Annotated in this window: 21 protein-coding genes; 10 read left to right on the top strand and 11 right to left on the bottom strand. The window is 60.4% G+C overall.

What is annotated here, in order from left to right; translation table 11 throughout:
* Nucleotides 1-28: 28 nt before the first annotated feature.
* The 5 genes from C4Q27_RS00100 to C4Q27_RS00120 are packed head-to-tail and all read right to left on the bottom strand — an operon-like array spanning nt 29 to nt 6528.
* Nucleotides 29-406, bottom strand: a complete 378-nt coding sequence (locus tag C4Q27_RS00100; RefSeq protein ID WP_003256176.1) for a response regulator — start codon at nt 404-406, stop codon at nt 29-31.
* A 44-nt stretch (nt 407-450) separates the two neighbouring features.
* Nucleotides 451-1677, bottom strand: coding sequence for a hybrid sensor histidine kinase/response regulator (locus C4Q27_RS00105; RefSeq protein ID WP_010954589.1), 1227 nt, complete (start codon nt 1675-1677; stop codon nt 451-453).
* Nucleotides 1671-2246 (bottom strand): chemotaxis protein CheB, encoded by a 576-nt coding sequence (locus tag C4Q27_RS00110; RefSeq protein ID WP_014590523.1) that lies wholly within the window; start codon nt 2244-2246, stop codon nt 1671-1673. The genes C4Q27_RS00105 and C4Q27_RS00110 overlap by 7 nt, the downstream gene beginning before the upstream one ends.
* Nucleotides 2243-3064 carry a protein-glutamate O-methyltransferase CheR gene (locus tag C4Q27_RS00115; RefSeq protein WP_010954591.1) on the bottom strand — a complete coding sequence of 274 codons (822 nt, stop codon included), beginning with the start codon at nt 3062-3064 and terminating at the stop codon, nt 2243-2245. Before C4Q27_RS00115 ends, C4Q27_RS00110 begins: the two co-directional genes overlap by 4 nt.
* On the bottom strand, nt 3061-6528 hold the full coding sequence (locus C4Q27_RS00120) for a response regulator (RefSeq protein ID WP_104886206.1): 3468 nt from the start codon (nt 6526-6528) through the stop codon (nt 3061-3063). Before C4Q27_RS00120 ends, C4Q27_RS00115 begins: the two co-directional genes overlap by 4 nt.
* 247 nt (nt 6529-6775) lie before the next feature.
* Between C4Q27_RS00120 and C4Q27_RS00125 the strand changes: the two genes are divergently transcribed.
* The gene (locus tag C4Q27_RS00125; RefSeq protein WP_010954593.1) at nt 6776-7126 is read left to right on the top strand and encodes a response regulator; all 351 of its coding nucleotides are present in this window, start codon (nt 6776-6778) and stop codon (nt 7124-7126) included.
* Nucleotides 7127-7195: 69 nt separating this feature from the next.
* Here C4Q27_RS00125 and cobF read toward each other — a convergent pair whose 3' ends face one another.
* Together cobF and C4Q27_RS00135 are read right to left on the bottom strand one after the other, a co-directional pair.
* The gene (gene cobF / locus C4Q27_RS00130) at nt 7196-7945 is read right to left on the bottom strand and encodes a precorrin-6A synthase (deacetylating) (protein WP_064493032.1); all 750 of its coding nucleotides are present in this window, start codon (nt 7943-7945) and stop codon (nt 7196-7198) included.
* 67 nt (nt 7946-8012) lie between these two features.
* Nucleotides 8013-9302, bottom strand: coding sequence for an OprD family porin (locus tag C4Q27_RS00135; protein WP_064493031.1), 1290 nt, complete (start codon nt 9300-9302; stop codon nt 8013-8015).
* A gap of 361 nt (nt 9303-9663) precedes the next feature.
* Between C4Q27_RS00135 and C4Q27_RS00140 the strand changes: the two genes are divergently transcribed.
* From C4Q27_RS00140 to C4Q27_RS00150, 3 genes are all read left to right on the top strand, one after another.
* Nucleotides 9664-10023 (top strand): histone-like nucleoid-structuring protein, MvaT/MvaU family, encoded by a 360-nt coding sequence (locus C4Q27_RS00140; RefSeq protein ID WP_010954596.1) that lies wholly within the window; start codon nt 9664-9666, stop codon nt 10021-10023.
* A 224-nt stretch (nt 10024-10247) separates the two neighbouring features.
* A complete protein-coding gene (gene gloA / locus C4Q27_RS00145; RefSeq protein WP_020192077.1) occupies nt 10248-10775 on the top strand; it encodes a lactoylglutathione lyase in 528 nt (175 codons plus the stop codon).
* A gap of 97 nt (nt 10776-10872) precedes the next feature.
* Nucleotides 10873-11115 (top strand): hypothetical protein, encoded by a 243-nt coding sequence (locus C4Q27_RS00150; RefSeq protein ID WP_003256190.1) that lies wholly within the window; start codon nt 10873-10875, stop codon nt 11113-11115.
* Nucleotides 11116-11177: 62 nt separating this feature from the next.
* Here C4Q27_RS00150 and C4Q27_RS00155 read toward each other — a convergent pair whose 3' ends face one another.
* Nucleotides 11178-11999, bottom strand: a complete 822-nt coding sequence (locus C4Q27_RS00155; protein WP_064493030.1) for a shikimate 5-dehydrogenase — start codon at nt 11997-11999, stop codon at nt 11178-11180.
* A 161-nt stretch (nt 12000-12160) separates the two neighbouring features.
* Here C4Q27_RS00155 and C4Q27_RS00160 point away from each other — a divergent pair, with 161 nt between their 5' ends.
* Entirely contained in the window at nt 12161-12514 is a 354-nt protein-coding gene (locus C4Q27_RS00160) for a hypothetical protein (protein WP_003256193.1), read from the top strand.
* Between the two features lie 94 nt (nt 12515-12608).
* Entirely contained in the window at nt 12609-12791 is a 183-nt protein-coding gene (locus tag C4Q27_RS00165) for a hypothetical protein (protein WP_010954600.1), read from the top strand.
* A gap of 90 nt (nt 12792-12881) precedes the next feature.
* Here C4Q27_RS00165 and C4Q27_RS00170 read toward each other — a convergent pair whose 3' ends face one another.
* Complete coding sequence (locus tag C4Q27_RS00170) at nt 12882-13196, bottom strand: hypothetical protein (RefSeq protein WP_014590512.1); 315 nt, start codon at nt 13194-13196, stop codon at nt 12882-12884.
* Between the two features lie 164 nt (nt 13197-13360).
* Here C4Q27_RS00170 and C4Q27_RS00175 point away from each other — a divergent pair, with 164 nt between their 5' ends.
* Complete coding sequence (locus C4Q27_RS00175; RefSeq protein WP_064493029.1) at nt 13361-14185, top strand: S24 family peptidase; 825 nt, start codon at nt 13361-13363, stop codon at nt 14183-14185.
* Between the two features lie 38 nt (nt 14186-14223).
* Here C4Q27_RS00175 and C4Q27_RS00180 read toward each other — a convergent pair whose 3' ends face one another.
* A complete protein-coding gene (locus C4Q27_RS00180; protein WP_064493028.1) occupies nt 14224-14547 on the bottom strand; it encodes a DUF1654 domain-containing protein in 324 nt (107 codons plus the stop codon).
* A gap of 234 nt (nt 14548-14781) precedes the next feature.
* Between C4Q27_RS00180 and C4Q27_RS00185 the strand changes: the two genes are divergently transcribed.
* Nucleotides 14782-15456: a polysaccharide lyase family 7 protein gene (locus C4Q27_RS00185; RefSeq protein WP_064493027.1), complete on the top strand. Its 675-nt coding sequence runs from the start codon at nt 14782-14784 to the stop codon at nt 15454-15456.
* An 860-nt stretch (nt 15457-16316) separates the two neighbouring features.
* On the opposite strand, the gene C4Q27_RS00195 is transcribed toward C4Q27_RS00185, so the two are convergent.
* Nucleotides 16317-16760, bottom strand: a complete 444-nt coding sequence (locus C4Q27_RS00195) for a MarR family winged helix-turn-helix transcriptional regulator (RefSeq protein ID WP_064493026.1) — start codon at nt 16758-16760, stop codon at nt 16317-16319.
* Nucleotides 16761-16840: 80 nt separating this feature from the next.
* Between C4Q27_RS00195 and C4Q27_RS00200 the strand changes: the two genes are divergently transcribed.
* Both C4Q27_RS00200 and C4Q27_RS00205 read left to right on the top strand, forming a co-directional pair.
* Nucleotides 16841-18007 carry a PLP-dependent aminotransferase family protein gene (locus C4Q27_RS00200; protein ID WP_012051938.1) on the top strand — a complete coding sequence of 389 codons (1167 nt, stop codon included), beginning with the start codon at nt 16841-16843 and terminating at the stop codon, nt 18005-18007.
* A 355-nt stretch (nt 18008-18362) separates the two neighbouring features.
* Nucleotides 18363-19379: an IS30 family transposase gene (locus C4Q27_RS00205; RefSeq protein ID WP_008435491.1), complete on the top strand. Its 1017-nt coding sequence runs from the start codon at nt 18363-18365 to the stop codon at nt 19377-19379.
* The last annotated feature ends 18 nt before the right edge of the window (nt 19380-19397 follow it).

A 19397-nucleotide genomic window follows, 5' to 3' on the forward strand; every position in this document is an offset into this window, starting at 1 on the left:
GGCTTGCCCCGCGAAGAGGCCGGATGCCTCAGCGTAACAGCGACTGGATCTGCTCGTGCAAGGTATCCAGGTCAAACGGCTTGGCCAGGATAGGGGCCTTGCGGGTGATCGGGCTGCCAGATTCGAGAATCTCCGCCGGGTAGCCGCTGATGAAAATCACCTTCAGGTCGGGCCGCAGCTTCACCGCGGGCTCGGCAATATCCACCCCCGAGATCCCCCCCGGCAAACGGAAGTCCGTCACCATCAGGTCCAGGTGCGGCTTGCTGGCCAGGATGGCAAACGCCTGCTCGCCATCCTCAGCCACCAGGACGTGGTACCCCTCACCCGCCAGGTAGTCGCGCAAAATCATGCGAATCGCCGGTTCATCCTCGACGACCAGAACCACATCTTGTGCATCTTCACTCATGTTAACGCCTTGAAATACTTACAGTTGGCCATCAGACCCCAGGCTTACACAGAGGTTGCCCGCGCCTGGTCGTTTTGTTCTTTGAATGTTGCCAGCGGCAATTGCAGGGTGAATGTGGCACCCTTGCCCTCCTCGCTTTCAACCTGTATCCGGCCACCGTGCGCCTGGACGATCTGCTCGGAGATGTACAGCCCCAAGCCCAGACCTCCGCTGGCCTGCTGGGCAGCGACCCGCTCGAACTGCTGGAAGATCCGCTGCTGGTTGGCGGCGCTGATACCGATACCGTGATCCTGCACCTGCACCCAGGCCATGCCGCCCTGCTCGAACACCCGCACCTGCACCGGATTGCGCTCGCCGTAACGCATTGCATTGGACAACAGGTTGGCCACTACTTGTTCAATCCGGAATTCGTCCCACTCACCCTTCAGCGCTTCGCAACGCTGCAATTCGATGTGTGTTTCCAGGGCCATGGCCTGCGCCGTGAAGTTTTCCACCAGCCCACGCACCAGCTGGCCCAGGTCAAACAGTTTGGGCCGCAGCGACAGTTTACCGGTCCGGATGCGCGAAACATCGAGCATGTCCTCGACCAACCGGATCAGACTGTTGATCTGCCGTTCGTCGCGCTCGACCATGGCCTGCAGCTTGTCGACACTGAACGCGTCCAGGTTGCCCCGAGCCAGGTGCATCTTGCGCAACTGGGTTTCCAGGATCAGGCCATTGAGCGGCGTACGCACCTCGTGGGAGACGATCGACATGAAGTCGTCACGCATGCGCACGGCGTGCTCCAGCTCACACCGTGCCACCTGCAGCTGGCTGAGCAGCAGCTCCTGTTCCTGGCGGCTCTGCTCCAGGGCTTCCAGCTGCCGGCCAAGCACCTTGCGCTGGCGGAACAGGTCGACGAACACCGAGACCTTGCTTTTTACCGCCAGGGTGTCGAGCGGCTTGTGCAGAAAGTCCACGGCCCCGCTCTCGTAGCCCTTGAAGGCATAATTCATCTCGCGGCCCGCCGCGCTGACGAAGACGATCGGGATGTGCTTGGTCTTGTCGGTACCGCGCATCAGCTCGGCCAGTTCGAAACCGTTCATGCCCGGCATCTGCACATCGAGAATGGCCAGTGCGAACTCGTGCTCGAGCAGCAACGACAAGGCAGCCTCGGCAGACTGTGCCTGGTGCACCTCGCGGTCCTCGCCCTGGATCAGGGCATCGAGCGCCAGCAGGTTTTCCGGCAAGTCGTCGACAATCAGCAGTTTGGCGGTGGTGTGGCTTAGCATGCGCTGTATTCCAGGGTCGCGAGCAACTGCCCGATACCGCTCAGAGTAAGGATATGGTCGGGCTGGTGCTGGGCCAGGGCGGCCTCCGGCATCAGGGCAACCTGTGCGTCACGAGGGTCCTGGACGATCGTGCGCCCCCCATTGTTCTTGATGTAGGCAAGGCCCCTGGCGCCGTCTTCGTTGGCCCCGGTGAGCAGCACACCCAGCAGGCCATCGCCATAGGCATCGGCCGCCGAGATGAACAGGAAGTCGATCGCCGGGCGCGAGAAGTGCACGGGTTCTTCCTGGCTCAGCGACAGCGTCAGGTCGCGTTCCACCGACAGGTGGTAACCCGGCCCCGCCACATAGATCTGCCCGCTGCTGATGCTCTCCTTGTCACGTGCCTCGCATACCGGCCGATGCAGCCGCCGCTGCAGCACGCCAGCCAGTTGGCTGTGGCGGTCGTCTGGCAGGTGCAGCACGCAGAGCACCGGTATGGCGAACGCCGATGGCAGCGTGCCGAGCACCTGGAACAATGCCGCCACGCCACCGGCCGAGGCGCCGATCACCACTGCGCGTACGCCGCTCATGATTTACGGAAGATCCGTTGGGGCTTGACCAGCGGCTCGAAACGGTCGCTGTAGGCCGAAAAGTCCACCGACTCCTTGCTACCCAACACCAGGAAACCGCGGTGGCAGAGCGACTCATGGAACAGGCCCAGCGCCCGATCCTGCAGGTCCTTGTTGAAGTAGATCAGCACATTGCGGCACGACACCAGTTGGGTCTCGGAGAACACGCTATCGGTGGCCAGGCTGTGGTCGGCGAAGGTCACGTTGTCGCGCAGGCTGCTGTCCATGATGGCGTTGCCATAGGCGGCGGTGTAGTACTCGGCGAAGTCACGGCGGCCACCGGCCAGGCGGTAGTTTTCCTCGTACTCGCGCATGCTCTGCATCGAGTAGATGCCCTGCTTGGCCCTGTCCAGCGAATGCGGGTTGATGTCGGTGGCGTAGATGATGGTGCGTTCAAGCAGCCCTTCCTCACGCAACAGGATGGCCATGGAATACACCTCCTCCCCCGTGCTGCAGCCCGCGATCCAGACTTTGATCGACGGCCAGGTGCGCAGCAGCGGCACCACTTCGTTGCGCACGGCAAGGAAGTGGTCAGGGTCACGGAACATCTCGCTGACCGGGATCGTCAGGTACTGCAGCAACTGCATGAACATGCCCGGGTCGTGCAGGACGCGCTCCTGCAGCGCAGACACCGTCAGGCAATCGAACTGACGCAGCGCGTGGAGAATCCGGCGCTTGATCGAAGCGCCGGAATAATTGCGGAAATCGTAGCTGTACTTGAGGTAGATCGCCTCGATCAGCAGTCGGATCTCGATGTCGGTGTTGCGTTCGCTAGTCAAATTCGCTCCAGTTGCGGCAGCCAGACACGGATCAACGAGAACAGGCGGTCCAGGTCGATCGGCTTGGCCAGGTAATCATTGGCACCGGCTTGCAGGCAACGCTGCTGGTCATCCTTCATGGCCTTGGCGGTCACGGCGATGATCGGCAGTTTGCGCCAGCGCGGTTGCTGGCGGATCAGGCGGGTGGCCTCGAAGCCGTCCATCTCCGGCATCATCACGTCCATCAGCACCAGGTCGATGTCGTCGTGCTGCTCCAGGCGCTCGATGGCTTCGCGCCCGTTGCGGCCGATTTCGACAATGGCGCCCTTGTGCTCCAGGGCGCTGGTCAGGGCGAAGATATTACGCACATCGTCGTCCACCAGCAGCACCTTGCGGCCCTCGAACACCTTGTCGCGGCTGCGCGCGGTCTTGAGCATGCGCTGACGCTCGTTGGACAGCTGCGATTCGACCTTGTGCAGGAACAGCGTTACCTCGTCCAGCAGGCGCTCCGGCGAACGTGCGCCCTTGATGATGATCGAGCGTGAATACTTGAGCAGGTCGGCTTCTTCCTCGCGGGTGAGGTTGCGGCCGGTATACACGATCACCGGCGGGAAGGCGCGGATATCCTCGGCGGTCATGCGCTTGAGCAGCTCGTTGCCGAGCATGTCTGGCAGCTTGAGGTCGATGATCATGCAGTCGTAGATGTTCTGGCGCAACAGCGCCAGTGCATCCTGGGCCATGGCGACGGCCGTGATCTCGACATCGTCGTCGCCGATCAGCCGGGCGATGCTCTCGCGCTGCAGGTCGTCGTCTTCCACCAGCAGGATGTGCTTGAGCTTTTGCGTGAGCTTGGCTTCCAGGCGAGCGAACACCTCCTTGAGCTCCTCGCGGCTGGTGGGTTTGACCGCATACCCCACCGCCCCCATGTGCATGGCCGCCTCGACGCGGTCTTCCACCGAAATGATGTGCACCGGGATATGGCGGGTGCTGGCCTGCTCCTTGAGGCGCTGCAGGACGGTCAGGCCTGAGTGGTCGGGCAGGCGCATGTCCAGCAGGATCGCATCCGGAATGTACTGGGCCGCCAGCTCGAAGCCTTCGTCGGCGCCATGGGCCACCAGGCAGCTATAGCCCAGCTCATGGGCCAGGTCGAAGAGGATGCGGGCAAAGTTGGGCTCGTCTTCGATCACCAGAATGCAGCGGGTATCGAAAGGGGCCCGCTCGCGGTCGTCGGCAAAGGCCGGCGCCGGGCGCGTGACAGCGGCGGCCAGCGGCGCTTGCGGTGCAGGCGGCAACGCATCGACGGCCGGGCGCAGGCTTTGCGGCTCGACGTCTTCGGACTCGGCGGCATAGCGCTCCGGCAGAATCAGGCTGAACACGCTGCCTTGCCCGGGGCTGCTGTCGACATTGATCTGGCCTCCGAGCAAATGCGCCAGGTCACGGGAGATCGACAGACCCAGGCCAGTGCCACCATAACGGCGATTGCTGGTGCCATCGACCTGGTGGAAGGCGCCGAAGATCGCCTGCTGCTGATCGGCCGCAATGCCGATGCCGGTGTCACGGACTGCGAACACGATACCGCTGTCAGCGTGGAAGCTGACGTTCATGCTGACCTGGCCACGCTCGGTGAACTTGATGGCGTTGGACAACAGGTTCTTGAGGATCTGCTCCAGGCGCTGACGGTCGGTGAACAGCGTGACCGGTACATGCGGCTCGACCTTGACCTCGAAGGCAAGCCCCTTGTGACCGGCAAGCGGCTGGAACATGCCGCGCAAGCCTTCGACCAGGCGCTCGACCTGGGTGGTTTCGGGCCGTACTTCAAGCTTGCCGGCCTCGACCTTGGCGATATCGAGAATGTCGTTGATCAGGTTGAGCAGATCGTTGCCGGCCGAGTAGATGGATTCGGCGAACTTGACCTGCTCCTCGCTGAGATTGCCTTCAGCGTTTTCTGCCAACAGCTTGGCCAGGATCAGCGAGCTGTTTAGCGGCGTGCGCAGCTCATGGGACATGTTGGCGAGGAATTCGGACTTGTACTTGCTCGATCGCTGCAGGTCGTCGGCACGGGCCTGCAGCTCCAGCTGCGCCTGGCTCAGTTCATCGTTCTTGCGGTCCAGCGCTTCGGTGCGTTCCGACAACTGCTCGTTGGTCTGCTCAAGTTCGGCCTGTTGGGTTTCCAGATGGGCCTGAGACTCCTTGAGCACCCGTGACTGCTCTTCGAGCTCTTCGTTGGCAGTCTTGAGCTCTTCCTGCTGCACCTGCAGCTCTTCATTGAGTTGCTGGGTTTCGGCCAGCACTTCCTGCAGGCGCTGGCGATAACGGGCACTCTCGATCGACATGCCCAGGTTGCCGCCGACCCGCTCCAGCAGCTCTTCATCCCGTTCTTGCAAGGGGCGCAGGAAGCCCAGCTCGATCACCCCGTTGATCTGCCCGTCTTCGGTCGCCGGCATCAGCAGTGCGCTGCGCGGCAAGCCGCTGCCCAGGCCGGAACTGAGGCGATAGAAATCTTCGGGCAGTTCCTCCAGGCGCAGCAAGCGGCCTTCACGGACCGCCTGGGCCAACAGGCCATGGTGGTCCGACTCGATCTGCTCTCGGGCCTGCTCTTCGGTACTCAGGCCATAACAGGCCACACGCACCAGCCGGCCATGCTCGTCGCGCACGTACACGGCGCCCACCACGCTGCCCAGATAAGAGGCAAAGAAGCGCAGGATGTTCTCGCCAAGCATGGGCAAGGTCAGCTGCCCGAGTACCTGCTGCGCCAGTTGGGTCTGGCCGGTGCGCAACCAGGCCTGGTGCTCCAGGCGCTGCGCCGAGCGTTGCTGGGCTTGCAGGTTTTCAGCGTAGTTGGCCGAAAGTGCCAGCAGGTCACGACGGCCCAGGTAGGCCAGCAATGCACTGAGGCCGACAATGAACAGCACGAACGCCGAAATCGCCGTCACGGTGACGGTACTGACTTTTTCGTTACGGGCCATGCGCAATTGTTGTTCGGTAATGATCAGGTCATCGAACTCCTTGCGGATTTCATCGGTGATGCGCTTGCCCCGGCCATTGCCGATCGAGGCCTGGTAATCGCCCTGGCTGCGGCGCAGGCTGATCATCTCGTTACCGAAGTCGTTCCAGGCCTGCTGCAAGGCCATCAGCCGGTCAATACGGTCAACCTGCTGCGGGTTGTCCTCGACCATGCTGCGCAGGCTTTGCAGGCTGCCGAGAATACGTGGCTTGGCCACCTCGTAGGGGTCAAGGAAGCGCTCGTCGCCCGTGATCAGGAAGCCGCGCATGCCCGTTTCCATGTCGATCGACAGCTTGACCGCTTCGTTGGCATTGCCGATCACCCGGTCGGTGTGCTCGACCCACTGCATGGCCGAAAGCAGGTAATTGATCACCGCAACGAAGGCCACGGCCCCCAGCAGGCCAACCCCCAGGGGGAGGCCGATGTTGCGGCTCAACAGCTTGCGAAAGCTTCGCTGGTCCATCGAGGCTGCTTGAATCATGAGAAAACGCCCGAGCTAGAAAAGTCCATTGAAAAGAGTGGCCGATCCGTCGTTGTTGTTATCTGCCACTGCCTGTCCTGATATGCGAGTCTAACCAGCTTTGACGGGTCTGGCAGGGCATTGAGCCAGTATTTGAAGGTTGCGTTCTGCAATCGTTCCATCTATTTGCATGGAGCGGTATCCTCGGGAACTTCTGATGCCGCGCGGTACACAGATTAAAGACACTCATTTGTACAGGATTTGAACCATGCACCTTCTGGTAGTCGAAGACGACGACATCGTACGCATGCTGATGGTCGAAGTGCTCGACGACTTGGGCTACAAGGTCATCGAGGCAGAAGACGCCACAGCCGCCCTGCGTGTACTTGAAGACCCCAGCCAGGCACTGGCACTGATGATGACCGACGTGGGTCTACCGGACATGCGAGGTGAGGAGCTGGCGGGAAAAGCGCGCGAACTGCGGCCACTGTTACCGGTGCTGTTCGCCAGCGGCTACGCCGACAGTTTCAATGTGCCGGAGGGCATGCACCTGATCGGCAAGCCGTTCAGCATCGACCAGTTGCGGGACACGGTGGTGGGTATTCTGGGTACCCCTTGAGCACGGCGGAGCCTGTTTCGCTCGTAGGCGCGGGCGTGCCCGCGAAGAGGCCGATACAGGCAACCCACCTCACAGCTCTCTGCGCAGCAGATAGGTATCCATGATCCACCCCTTGCGCGCCCGCTCCCGCTCGCGCACTTCCAGTATCTGCGCCTTCACCGCCTGCAACGGCCCGGCAATCAGCACTTCATCCTCGGTCCCCAGGTACGCGCCCCAGTAGATGGTCAACGCCGGGTCATCGAGCCCGGCAAAGGCGCACTGCCCGTCGAGCATCACCACCACATTGTCGACAGCCCCCTGCTCGGCCAGGCGTCGCCCCGGCAGCACGGTCAGGGGCTCGCCGATGCGGTTGAGCGGCACCTGATGCCGCGCCGCCAGCGCCTGCACACTGCTGATGCCAGGGATGACCTGCAAGCGCAGCGTCACGCCCTGTTCGCGAACCAGGTCGAGTATGCGCAGGGTGCTGTCGTACAGGGTGGGCTCGCCCCACAGCAGGAAGGCACCTGTTTCCCCGTCGCCAATTTCCTCCTCGATAAGGCGCGCATACAGCGCAGCACGCTGCCGGTGCCAGTTCTGCACCGCGCCCAGGTAGTCTTGCGCCTGCGCATCGCGCAACGGGTCGACCACCGGCACCAGGCGATAACCACCTTCGGGGCGATAGCGCTGCAGAATGGCCTTGCGCAGGCGCACCAGTTCATTTTTGTCGTCGCCCTTGTCGAGCACGAAGAACACGCTGGCACTGCGCAGCGCATCGACCGCTTCATAGGTGACCTGGCGCGGGTCACCCGCGCCGATACCGATCAACAACAGGTCTTTCATTGCCCTGCCCTTTGCGGGAACCCGCCACCATTGTCAGGCGGTTACCGGTATTTGGCAAAGCAGCTGCTTAGAAGATCGAGAAGTTGTAGCTGACAATGACCCGCGTCTCATCCATGTCTCGCGCCCACCGTTCATAGTTGCTGCGGTAAGTGGAATTACGCAGGCGTACGCTGACATCCTTGAAGGTGCCACTTTGCACCTGGTATTTGAACTCGGTGTCGCGTTCCCATTCCTTGCCTTCGACACTGCTACCCGGCACCTTGATATTGTCGCCGTTGATATAACGGGTGAAGAAGGTCAGGCCGGGTACACCCAGCGCCTTGAAGTCGTAGTCATAGCGCACTTGCCAGGAGCGCTCCTGTGCAGCGGCAAAATCATTGACCTGGGCGTAGTTGACCAAGTACGGGTTGCTGCCATCCAGGTACGGCATGGCACTGTTGCCATACATGCGCTGCCAGCCGGCGCTGAGCTTGTGGCCTCCGAGGCTGTAGCCAAGCATGCCGCTGAAGGCGCGATGGTCGATTTCGCCCGCACGGGCATTGCCGATGTCATCACTCTTGATCAGGCGCATGTCAGCCGACAGGCTGCCCACCGACAGCGGCTGACTGGCCACCAGGCCGAGGAAGTGCTGGCGGTAGATATTCTCCAGCTTGGCCACTTGGTACTGCGCGCTGAAACGCTCGTTGAAACGGTAGTCGACACCGGCCAGGTCGAAGTGGTCGGCTTCTGTATCGCAGGCATAACGCTTGTTCTTGCAGTGCACGCGGATGTCCTGGCGGTCGGTGGAATCCCGAGCGGTGTATTTGTCCAGGCGAGCCAGGGTGAACTTCAGGTCGTGCAGTTCTTCAGAGGTGAGCATGGCCCCATGGAACAGGGTCGGCAGCAGACGGCCATCGTTGTACTTGAGCAACGGCACATCCGGCATCATCGAACCGTACTTGAGCACGGTATTGGACACCTTGACCTTGGCCGCCAGGCCCATCTTCGCATACTGGTCGGCCGAGTGCCGGGGGTCGTGGCCAGACGAGGGCAGCAATCCACTGTTGCTGTCGGCCGGGCTGGAATCCAGTTTGAAGCCGAACATGCCCAGCGCATCCACACCAACACCTACCGGGCCTTGCGTATAACCGGATTGCACATTGAGGATAAAGCCTTGTGCCCACTCTTCGCGCTTGGATGCGCCCTGGCTGGAACTGCTGTAACCGTCCCGGAAGTCGCGGTTGAAATAGACATTGCGTGCTTCGATCTTGGCACTGGCGTCTTCAAGAAACCCGGCAGCCTGGGCGTTGACACCGGCACACAATAGAAACAGGCCGGTAACACGGTGCCCAGGGGCGAGGGGGAAAGGGGAAAACATGCGAGGAAACATCCAGAATGAAGACGAGTTAACAACCTGTGGCACCTGTTGGCCACGGTACTGCGGCAGGTCCGAACATGAGTCGACCATCATCTGAAATGATCGCGCAAAGGCTCTGGCACGGGCCATTGGACCATGGTCTAGGCCCTCTGTCGTGCAACCGCAGAAAAACCGGAGAATACCGCGCGCAAAACTAGGAAAGTTCCCGCCTTACTTGCAAAAAGTTAGCAGTTTACCCAGTAGCCATGAATGACTACACTCGATATCAGCGAACAGTGAAACCCAACTGCGTGGCCGGCGTTTTTACGCGTCTTCAATGTTCGTCACGCCCTGCCACGACTGACGTACAGGAGTGATTACAGTGTCCAGACTTGCAGAGTTTCGTGCTGCCGAAAAAGCGCTCCAGGAACAGATGGCGCAACTGGAAGCGTTGAAAAAGGATGCCGGCCTCAAACGCGAAATCGAATTCGAGCAGAAACTAGTCGGCCTGATGAAAAGCTATGACAAGAGCCTGCGCGATATCATCGCCATCCTCGACCCGAAGGCTGTGGCCCGCGCTTCCAGCACACCCCCCAAGCAACAACGCCGCCCGCGGGTGGTCAAGGTCTATCAGAACCCTCACACCGGCGAGCGAATCGAGACCAAAGGCGGCAACCACCGTGGCCTCAAGGCCTGGAAAGAACAGTATGGGGCCGCCACGGTAGAAAGCTGGGTACGCTGATGAAATGCCCACACAGGCTTCACACTTTTTTCACAAGGGCTGGCTCAGTATCGAAACAGCTAAAGGACTAGCGACCCCATCACGCGCCCGCACATGCGGGCCTCTAATTTCAGCGCCCTGCCTTTGCAGGGCGCTTTCATTTGCGCAATCGGCGCACTGCCGTATCATGGCCAGCCTGTCTGTTTTGCCGGCGCCCTGCGCCCGGCCCCGTCTCAGGAGTTCCCATGAGCCTGCACGATCTGCAAACCCTGCCTGGCGTCACCGCGCAACCTGACGCCGCCACCGCCCAGTTCGTCTTCAACCACACCATGCTGCGGGTCAAGGACATCGAGAAGTCGCTGGACTTCTACACCCGCGTGCTGGGCTTCCGCCTGGTGGACAAGCGTGACTTCCCTGAAGCCGCTTTCAGCCTGTACTTCCTGGCCCTGGTCGACCCTGCCCAGATCCCCGCTGATGACACCGCCCGCCACCAGTGGATGAAGTCGATCCCTGGCGTGCTGGAGCTGACCCACAACCATGGCACCGAAAACGATGCCGATTTCGCCTACCACAATGGCAACACCGACCCACGCGGCTTTGGCCACATCTGCATTTCGGTACCCGACGTCCGCGCCGCTTGCGCGCGCTTCGAGGAACTGGAAGTGCCGTTTCAGAAACGCCTGCAGGACGGCCGCATGAACCATCTGGCCTTCGTCAAGGACCCGGACGGTTATTGGATCGAAGTGATCCAGCCAACCGAGCTCGAAGGCTAAGCGTTCGTCGCGGCGCGCTCGTCAGGCCGGGAACTCCCGGCCTCTTGCTGTGGTATATGAAGGTAACTGCTTCACATACCACAGCGAGGTAAGGACGATGCAATCTCTTCACTGTGAATACCGCGAGCACACCATCACTGCCAGCGTGATGCCCCATCCCGACTCACCCCTGCCCTATGCCGCCGGCTGCCTGATCACGGCACCTGACGGGCACACCAGCAAGCGTATGTCGATGCCCATGCAATTCTTCTCCGACCTTGAAAATGCGCAGCGTGTGTCGCTGGCCCATGGCCGCGCACTGGTCGACAAACAGCTGGATAACGGGCACGAGGTGTTCTGATCAATCCGGTTTTCGCCTGTACCCCCCTTCGCCGCCGGAGCTGCGAAGGGGGGTAGTATTAACTAGGTAGCCCGCGCGTATGCCACCGCCGCATCCACCTGCTCCTGCGTCGGCCTTACCCCGGTGTACAACACGAACTGTTCCAGCGCCTGCAGCGCAATGACCTCCAGCCCAGTGATCACTGGCTTGCCCAACGCCTGAGCCCGGCGAATCAACGGCGTCTGCACCGGCATCGCCACCACATCGAACACCCGTTCCGCCGCCGCGATGGCGTGCTCGGGAAACGCCAGCTCTTCTGCCTCCAGCCCGCCTGCCATACCGATCGGCGTGACGTTCACCAGCATGGGGGGGCAGATGTCGCCTGTCTCAGGCACCCAGCGATAACCACAGACATCCGCCAACTGACGCCCGGCCTGCTCGTTGCGTGCAACGATGATGCCTTCGGCAAACCCGGCATCGCGCAAGGCGCTGGCCACGGCCTTGGCCATGCCCCCGCTGCCTCGCAGGGCAAAGGCCGTGCCCGGATCGACCTGATGCTGAGCCAGCAATTGGCGCACGGCAAGGTAATCGGTGTTGTAAGCCTTGAGGTGGCCATTGCAATTGACAAGGGTATTGACCGACTCGATGGCCGCCGCCGAGGGATCGATTTCGTCGACCAAGGCCATGCAGGCTTCCTTGTACGGCATCGACACCCCGCAGCCGCGAATACCCAAGGCGCGGATCCCTGCCACCGCCGCCGGCAGGTCATCGGTGCGCATGGCCTTGTAGTAGAAATCCAGGCCCAACTGCTGGTACAGGTGGTTGTGAAAGCGCACGCCGAACGTGCCGGGGCGACCGGCCAGAGAGATGCAAAGCACGGTGTCCCGGCTGGGAGTTGTCGGCATAACAGGCTCCTTGGTCATGACTGAAACGTTTATTCAGCGTAACAGAGTCAGCCACTGGTCGTCCCTTACACAACCTTTACCGTTCCCCTGTGCTCAGCTGACAGAGACCGGAGTCATAGTAACAGGGCCCCGGACGTGGGGTTTTCCTGCGAGGTTGTTTTATGAACCGTCTCATTCCCGGAATCGTCCTGCTGGTCGGTGCCCTGGCCATCAGCGGGCCTGCAGCAGCTCACGGCGGCTATGGCGGCCATGGGCACGGTGGTTGGTATGGGCCGGGGCCCCTGCTGGGTGCGGCAGTGGTCGGCGCCGTGGTGGGGGCGACGGTTTATGGCGGCCATGACCGTACGGTGTATGTCGAGCGCCAGCCGGTCTATTACGCGCCGCCGCCGGTATACGTACAACCGCCTCCACAGCCGGTGTACTACCAGCCCTACTACGCGCCTCCCCCGCCGCCACCGGGCTACCGCACCTATTATGGGCCGCCACCGGTGTATTACGGGCCACCGCGCTGGTAAAGGTTGACAGGACCAATGATCACTATCGAGGAAGTTGATTTCAAACAGATCCGGCTGCTGCGTATGGTAGAGCCATGTTTTAAAGGAGGTCCCCATGGCCACTATCCAGATCATGTCCGTTGTCGGTAGCGCCGTTCCCGCCTCACTGCGTGAGCAGGGCCTGCTGGCGTGCTGGTACCTGGTTCGCAACGGCGAAGCCGTGAGCGGCCCGATGCCGACCCGCGCCTCAGCCCAGGCACTGGCCGAACAGTTGCAACCAGGCACTTTGGTTGCCTGAACCGAATTTGTTGTGCGTTGCTCCCTACGCCCTTGTTGCCCGCCAATTTGGCGGGCTTTTTTTTCTTCACGGATTGCCCGGGCTGCCACCTCATGTTTGCCCGCTACTGCCCAGCTTACTGGTCAGCACCATGACCTTGCCTTGCAGCCGGCCTACGGTCATCACCAGCTCGTTTCGCTCCTTGGTGAGCAGATCAGCTTTTGCCTGCGCCTCCCTTCGAGCATCCCGTTCGATGTCCAGCAGCTCTGTCAGGTGGCGGATGACGGCAATTTCTGCGGTGTCCATCGCGCGGTCGACTGCATCCCTCGACAACCATTTACGCAGCCACAGAAACGCACCCAGCAATACAGTCCCCGTACCGCCCAGCCAAGTGACGGTACCCGGGCCGAGGTCGGTCGGATCCATGTGAACCTCATTACAGATGATGATGTGATCAGCCCTGGAGAAAAATGTCTCGTCAGCTTTCCTTGTTTGTGCGCTTAATTTAGCCTGCAGCTAACATCACGACAAGAGCAGATTTAGCCATGCGCACATTTAGCAGCAAGCTAAACACTGGCATGCTTCACCCCATGGACATCTACCAAATTCGCAAGCACAACCTGGTGAAACTGATCGGCAGCCAGAGAAAGGGGACCTGCGCAGAGCGCTGGGGGATGGCGCCTGCACACCTGAGCCAGATCCTTTCAGACAAGACCGTGAAAAACCTGGGCGATGACGTGGCCCGTCGCATCGAGGGCATCGAAGGCTTGCCACGGGGCTGGTTCGACGCGCTGTCGTCAGGCGAACACATGCAAGCGGCTGTCGAGCCAGGAGACAACAAGCTCTCTGCAGCCGACCTGGTCAAACAGATGCTTGCCCGAAGCGGCAAAGGTATCTCCGAAGAAACCCGGCAAAGGCTGCTGGCAGCGGCGCAAGAGCCTGCAGATGCCACGCTGCTGGAAGCCGAGCCGCTGCGCCCCGGCCTGGTCGGTGACGAAGTGTGGATCGCCCACTATGACGTGCGGGCAGCCATGGGTGGCGGCCAGATCCCCCACGACTACCCCGAGATGTTCAAGGACGTTCGCGTCAGCCCCAGCCACCTGCGCGAACTGGGCGTGACGTTCAGCGAGCACCATCACCTGAAGATGGTGACCGGCTGGGGCCAGTCGATGGAGCCGACCATCAGGCACCGCGACCCGCTGATCGTCGACGTCAGCATCCGCGAATTCGTCGGCGATGGTATCTACTTCTTTTCCTGGGGCGACCACATCTACATCAAGCGGCTACAGATCGCGGACGAGGACCACTTCGAGATGATCTCCGACAACTCGCGGCACAAAGACCGCATGATTCGTCGGGAAGAGACCTACATACAGGCCAGGGTCCTGCTGGTGTGGAATGCCCACCTTGTATAAACCGAAGCCCACCCTGACCAGCGGGCTTTTGCTGAAGCTCAGAACGGTGCAGCCTCCTCGACCTGAGCCTCGCAGTCGCGCTCGACGATAAAATCATCACGCTCTTCCACGCTACTGCGCGCCCATCGCACCGTCACGCTAGCGTCATCATTGAACGTCAGCTGCAACTCGGGCATTTCCAGCAGCTGGCCGATCACCTCCTCCCATTCCGCTTCACCGTCGCTATCCAGACGGTGCACCACTACCCAGCGCTGCGTCTGTGCGAGCGGGTGGTTGATCATTGACGATACCCGCAGGCTAAGCCGCTCTAATCCGGTCATTTCCTGGCGCTGATGGGGTTCCGACTTCATGTGGCTTGCCATATTCTCATCCTGATAGCTGTATATTCGTACAGTGCTCAGCAAAAGCTTATCTCACCGCCAAATCCTGCGTAAAGCCCCCCACTGCGGAAAATTTCGCCAGTAGGTAATTTTCCGTGAAGCGAGATTAATTTAGCCACAAGCTATTGACCATGATTTAGCTTAAGGCTAAGTTTGTGTTCAGCCGTCGCTTGTACGGCGGCTATGCCACTCAAACCTTTTCTCCAGGAGTTCCCCATGGCCGTAGATATCAGCCACCTCACCATCGCCACGCCGGTAGCCGTCTCCTCAACCAACCCCGTTGCTCTGGAGCTGAACGGTGCTGAAGCGATTGCCCGCTTTCCCAGCATCGTGACGGTGCTCAGCGATGGCTCGATCCAGTTCTCAGCCCCAACCAAAGGGGCTTCGAGCAAAAGCACCCGCAGGACACGCTGCGAATGGACGGAAACGCAAGACTGGACGCTGGCCAGCGCCCAGGATCACTGGAATCGCCAGACAATGACGCTGACCAAGGTCAACTCGGCGCAGAAGGTGGTCATCGCCCAGATGCACGTACGCGGGGACGACGGCCCGCCGGTAAAGGTGTTCTGGAACAAGGGCAACATCACCCTGGGGTTTCGGCGCACCTTCAACCAGACCGACCCGGTGAATTCCACAGTCCTGAAGGGGGTGCCACTGGGTGCGACGTTCCACATCAGCATTCACACCACGTCTGAAGGCGTGGTAACCGTGACGGCCGAATGCAACGGGGTATCCGCTTCGTCGGGCGATTTGCAGCTCGACAGTACCTGGGCTTCACGCCTGTTCGAGTTCCACGGCGGGGTCTACAACCAGGTCGACTACACCGACGCAACGCCCGCCGAGGACGGCTCGATCTGCATCATCAGCGAGCTCTCGCTCATCCATCGCTGAACGTCGATGCCCAGCCCTGCTATCAAAATCCCTCAGGGCGTCGCATGAATGCAAAAAGCCCAGCGCGGGGCTGGGCTTCTATCAGCTGGGCTGAACAGTACTTCCGCCAGCCTTTAAACACTGTACTGGCAGTTACTCCAGTGGGCGCTTGTGATAACTATAACGCTCGGCATTGGATGCCCGCGATGGGTCCGGCGGGCCTGATCTCTGCCTGCCTCGAAAGGGCCGATTATGTGCGGAATCGTCGCGATCCTCGGGCTGCTCCCGTTTACCTTCCGAGTCTTGACCGCCTGGCGGACCATTGTTTTCAGCCGGCCTGCTAACCTGCTGATCACAATCCATTCCATCCCTATCTATGGTCATACGCACCTCTCAATGCTCAGAAGCTCTGAGCTACATCAAGTGTGCGCTTACCCTGTCCAGAAAGGTTTTATATCAGATCACCGGACACGGGCGAGAACCTCAATACCGGGACCTTTCGCTGAACTGCATCCCACTATTGGTACAAAAATTGGTACGCGCCGGCTGTACGTCCATCCAGCACATCCCGGCAATGCAGCAGTAGCGTGGGAATCTAGCCTCAGACCGCACCGCAAGCGGCCTGAGCATCTGGCCTGTCTAATAGGGTTCAGCCAGTTTCAGCGACTTTGGCCCAATAAAACCGAGACGCTTTCGGGCGGTTTTAGACAGCTTTATTCCCCCATCCAAGCGTTCAGCCAACCAAGATCCGTCCTGGGTCGTCAGCTACACCCACCTCCCACAGTCCGCTGTCGACCCATTGCGGACAATCAAATCTGCTCAGCATACGCATGTTCCTAATGAAACCGCGTCTACAGAGGCCTTCTTCCGGGTATCCGGGTTCACGCTGAATTTTGTATCTTCCCCAATGCCGCATTGACAGCCAGCCATCCCTCTACCGCCGGCGCTCCGGCCTCACCGAATGCCCGTTCAAGCAGCTTTACTTGTTCACGTCGCAGCATTTCCTCAAGTCGCGAGCCTTCTTTGGTCAACTGAAGCAAACGCATCCGTTTGTCGGTATGCGATGCCACGCTGTCCACTAAGCCCATCTCTGCCAATTGCCGGAGCGGTATGTTCAGCGCCTGCTTGGTCACGCCGAGCAGAGCCAGCAGTTGCTTGACGCTGAGGTGCGGGTGCCGGGCTATGAAAAAAACGATCCTCTGATGCACACGGCCCAAGCCCCTGCGCTCAAGCATCTCGTCGGCCTTGGTGGTGAACGCCTGATAGCCAAAGAAAAACGCCTCCATGGCCTGCTGCTGTGCTTCCTGGTTTTTTAGGTCAATCATATTGACTTATTCTCGACGAGCGCTCTACTTTAGGTAAAGGAGTTTGACCTATATTGTTCGCGCTTGGCCAGAGGTGATCCATGGCATTTTCTGAACGTGTTTCGCGCCTTAAAAGCTCTTTGATTCGTGAAATTCTGGCCGCCGCGCAGCGCCCAGGGATGATGTCTTTTGCAGGGGGGCTGCCGGCAGAGGAGATGCTGCCCTCTGTGGACTGGGCTGAAATGCCCACCAGCATGGGCCAGTACGGGATGAGCGAGGGTGAGCCGATGTTGCGTGAGGCGCTGGCCAGGGAAGCCCGTGCCTTGGGAATCACGTGCGAGGCTAGCCAAGTGCTCATTCTCAGCGGCTCGCAGCAGGCTCTGGACCTGACATCAAAACTGTATATCGACAAAGGAACGCCGGTACTGCTGGAAGCCCCTACCTATCTGGCTGCATTGCAAAGCTTCCAGTTCTTCGGCGCGCACTGCCTTTCGCTGCCGATGGAGCGGGATGGCCCGGACCTGGAGTCGCTGCGCGAACTGCTGAGCCTGAACCGCCCCGCGTTCATCTATCTGATTCCAACGTTCCAGAACCCGTCGGGGCTGCGCTACAGCGACAGGAAAAGGGACGAAGTCGCGGCGCTTCTCGATGAGTTCAACGTCACATTGATCGAAGATGAGCCTTATCGAGAGCTGAGCTTCGACAGCGTCGCGGCCATGCCGGTTGTCAGCCGTCTGAACACCACCAGCTGGATTTATACCGGTACTGTGTCCAAGACCTTGCTGCCCGGCTTGCGGATTGGGTATCTGATTGCCAGCCCCGACCTGTTCCCGCACTTGCTGCGGCTCAAACAGTCGGCGGACCTGCACACCAGTCGGGTTGGCCAATGGCAGGTGCTTCAATGGCTGGGGACAGAAAGGCTTGACCGTCATCTTGAAGAGTTACGCAGCTACTACCGAGGTCGTCGAGACGCTTTCCAGGCGGCATTGGAGACGCACTTCGCCGACCTGGCCGAGTGGCAGATGCCAGAGGGAGGGTTGTTCTTCTGGTTGACGCTCAAGCACCCCATCGATACCCGGGCATTGCTCGAGCCGGCACTGGCGGCCAATGTGGCTTTCATGCCAGGAGAGCCCTTCTTCCCAGAGCCTGACAAACATCCAGGGCACCTGAGGCTGAACTTCAGCCATGTTGATCCCGACAAGCTGGATGAAGGTCTGAAGCGTTTGTCGGATGTCCTGCGTCGGGCTCTGAGCCAGCAGGCGGCCTGACTATCTCTAATGGGTCGAAATCTGCGATTCACGACAGGCCGCTTTCGACCCATAGCTGCCCTTCGCGAAAGGCAGCTACCGGCCAAAAGCGGTCAGTGACAATATTCGCAAAGTCTACCGCTCAGCTTCCCGAAGACCGATCTCGACTATTCGTTAGGTACAGCACCATCGCTGCGCGAGCCGCATTTTTGACTGCTGCTCCGCGCAGTGCTGCAATGGGGTCACGTTATCCGTATAGGATGTTGCTCCATGCGAGTGAATCTCCAAACACTCCCGACGCGATACCTTCAGCCTCAACCAAGGGGCGGCGGCAAAAACTGAGTGCAACACCTGACCTTTCCGGTAGGGTGTTGCCATGTCTTATCACGAACTCAGCGTTGAAGAACGCTCCGATATCCAGGTCAGTCTGCTGCGTGGCATGAGCCAGCGCGCCATTGCCCGAATGCTCAACCGCAGCCCCTCAACGATCAGTCGCGAGATCCGTCGCAATCGTGATGCCCGGGGTGAGTACACCACCCAGCATGCCCAACAAGCCATGCGCGATCGTCGATTGCCCTGCCGGCCCCGGCAAAAGCTGGTGCCCGGCAACGAATTGTTCGAGCTGGTCGCCCACCTGCTGCGACAGCGCTTTTCTCCCGAGCAGATTGCCGGCAAGCTGCGAACCATGAAATCCCCAAGCTTCGAAGACGCCTACGTCTGCCGCGAGACGATCTACAACGCGATCTATGCCCTGCCGGTCGGCGAACTGCGCAAGGAGCTGATCATCTGCCTGCGGCAAGGCAAAACCTCCCGCCGTCCGCGTTCTGGCGGCGTAGATCGCCGTGGCCAGATCCCGGACATGGTCAGCATCCATGTGCGTCCGCCGGAGATCGAGGATCGCGTGATGCCGGGACATTGGGAGGGCGACTTGATCAAGGGCAAAGCCAACGCATCGGCCGTGGGTACGCTAGTCGAACGCACCAGCGGCTACCTGATGCTGGTGAAGATGCAAGACGCGACGGCGACCTCGGCCGTGGAAGGCTTCAGTTCGGCGCTGAACCATATGCCGCTGGCGGCCCGCAAGAGCATGACCTACGACCAAGGGCGGGAGATGGCGCGTCACGCGGAAATCACCCAGAAGACCGGGGTGGCAATTTACTTCTGCGACCCGCACAGCCCCTGGCAGCGCGGCAGCAATGAGAACATCAACGGACTGATCCGCCAGTACCTGCCCAAGGGCACGGATCTGTCGGTGTGCAGCCAAGAGCAGTTGGATGCGATTGCCTACGAGTTGAACATCCGACCGCGTAAGCGCTTCGGTTTCAAGTGCCCCATCGAGGTCATGACCGAGCTGATGGCCAAGCATCACGAGGCTCCCGCCTCAATCCAGTAACTGTGTTGCACTCAGCTC

Source organism: Pseudomonas sp. SWI36 (assembly GCF_002948105.1).
Taxonomy (GTDB): domain Bacteria; phylum Pseudomonadota; class Gammaproteobacteria; order Pseudomonadales; family Pseudomonadaceae; genus Aquipseudomonas; species Aquipseudomonas alloputida.

Bases quoted from the DNA above. Each gene is read 5' to 3' on its own strand.
- C4Q27_RS00135 (WP_064493031.1), bottom strand. From the start codon at position 9,302: ATGTTTTCCCCTTTCCCCCTCGCCCCTGGGCACCGTGTTACCGGCCTG.
- C4Q27_RS00160 (WP_003256193.1), top strand. From the start codon at position 12,161: ATGAACCGTCTCATTCCCGGAATCGTCCTGCTGGTCGGTGCCCTGGCC.
- C4Q27_RS00125 (WP_010954593.1), top strand. From the start codon at position 6,776: ATGCACCTTCTGGTAGTCGAAGACGACGACATCGTACGCATGCTGATG.
- C4Q27_RS00180 (WP_064493028.1), bottom strand. From the start codon at position 14,547: ATGGCAAGCCACATGAAGTCGGAACCCCATCAGCGCCAGGAAATGACC.
- C4Q27_RS00155 (WP_064493030.1), bottom strand. From the start codon at position 11,999: ATGCCGACAACTCCCAGCCGGGACACCGTGCTTTGCATCTCTCTGGCC.
- gloA (WP_020192077.1), top strand. From the start codon at position 10,248: ATGAGCCTGCACGATCTGCAAACCCTGCCTGGCGTCACCGCGCAACCT.
- C4Q27_RS00100 (WP_003256176.1), bottom strand. From the start codon at position 406: ATGAGTGAAGATGCACAAGATGTGGTTCTGGTCGTCGAGGATGAACCG.
- C4Q27_RS00110 (WP_014590523.1), bottom strand. From the start codon at position 2,246: ATGAGCGGCGTACGCGCAGTGGTGATCGGCGCCTCGGCCGGTGGCGTG.
- C4Q27_RS00170 (WP_014590512.1), bottom strand. From the start codon at position 13,196: ATGGATCCGACCGACCTCGGCCCGGGTACCGTCACTTGGCTGGGCGGT.
- C4Q27_RS00185 (WP_064493027.1), top strand. From the start codon at position 14,782: ATGGCCGTAGATATCAGCCACCTCACCATCGCCACGCCGGTAGCCGTC.
- C4Q27_RS00205 (WP_008435491.1), top strand. From the start codon at position 18,363: ATGTCTTATCACGAACTCAGCGTTGAAGAACGCTCCGATATCCAGGTC.
- C4Q27_RS00165 (WP_010954600.1), top strand. From the start codon at position 12,609: ATGGCCACTATCCAGATCATGTCCGTTGTCGGTAGCGCCGTTCCCGCC.
- C4Q27_RS00150 (WP_003256190.1), top strand. From the start codon at position 10,873: ATGCAATCTCTTCACTGTGAATACCGCGAGCACACCATCACTGCCAGC.
- C4Q27_RS00195 (WP_064493026.1), bottom strand. From the start codon at position 16,760: ATGATTGACCTAAAAAACCAGGAAGCACAGCAGCAGGCCATGGAGGCG.
- C4Q27_RS00105 (WP_010954589.1), bottom strand. From the start codon at position 1,677: ATGCTAAGCCACACCACCGCCAAACTGCTGATTGTCGACGACTTGCCG.
- cobF (WP_064493032.1), bottom strand. From the start codon at position 7,945: ATGAAAGACCTGTTGTTGATCGGTATCGGCGCGGGTGACCCGCGCCAG.
- C4Q27_RS00200 (WP_012051938.1), top strand. From the start codon at position 16,841: ATGGCATTTTCTGAACGTGTTTCGCGCCTTAAAAGCTCTTTGATTCGT.
- C4Q27_RS00175 (WP_064493029.1), top strand. From the start codon at position 13,361: ATGGACATCTACCAAATTCGCAAGCACAACCTGGTGAAACTGATCGGC.
- C4Q27_RS00120 (WP_104886206.1), bottom strand. From the start codon at position 6,528: ATGATTCAAGCAGCCTCGATGGACCAGCGAAGCTTTCGCAAGCTGTTG.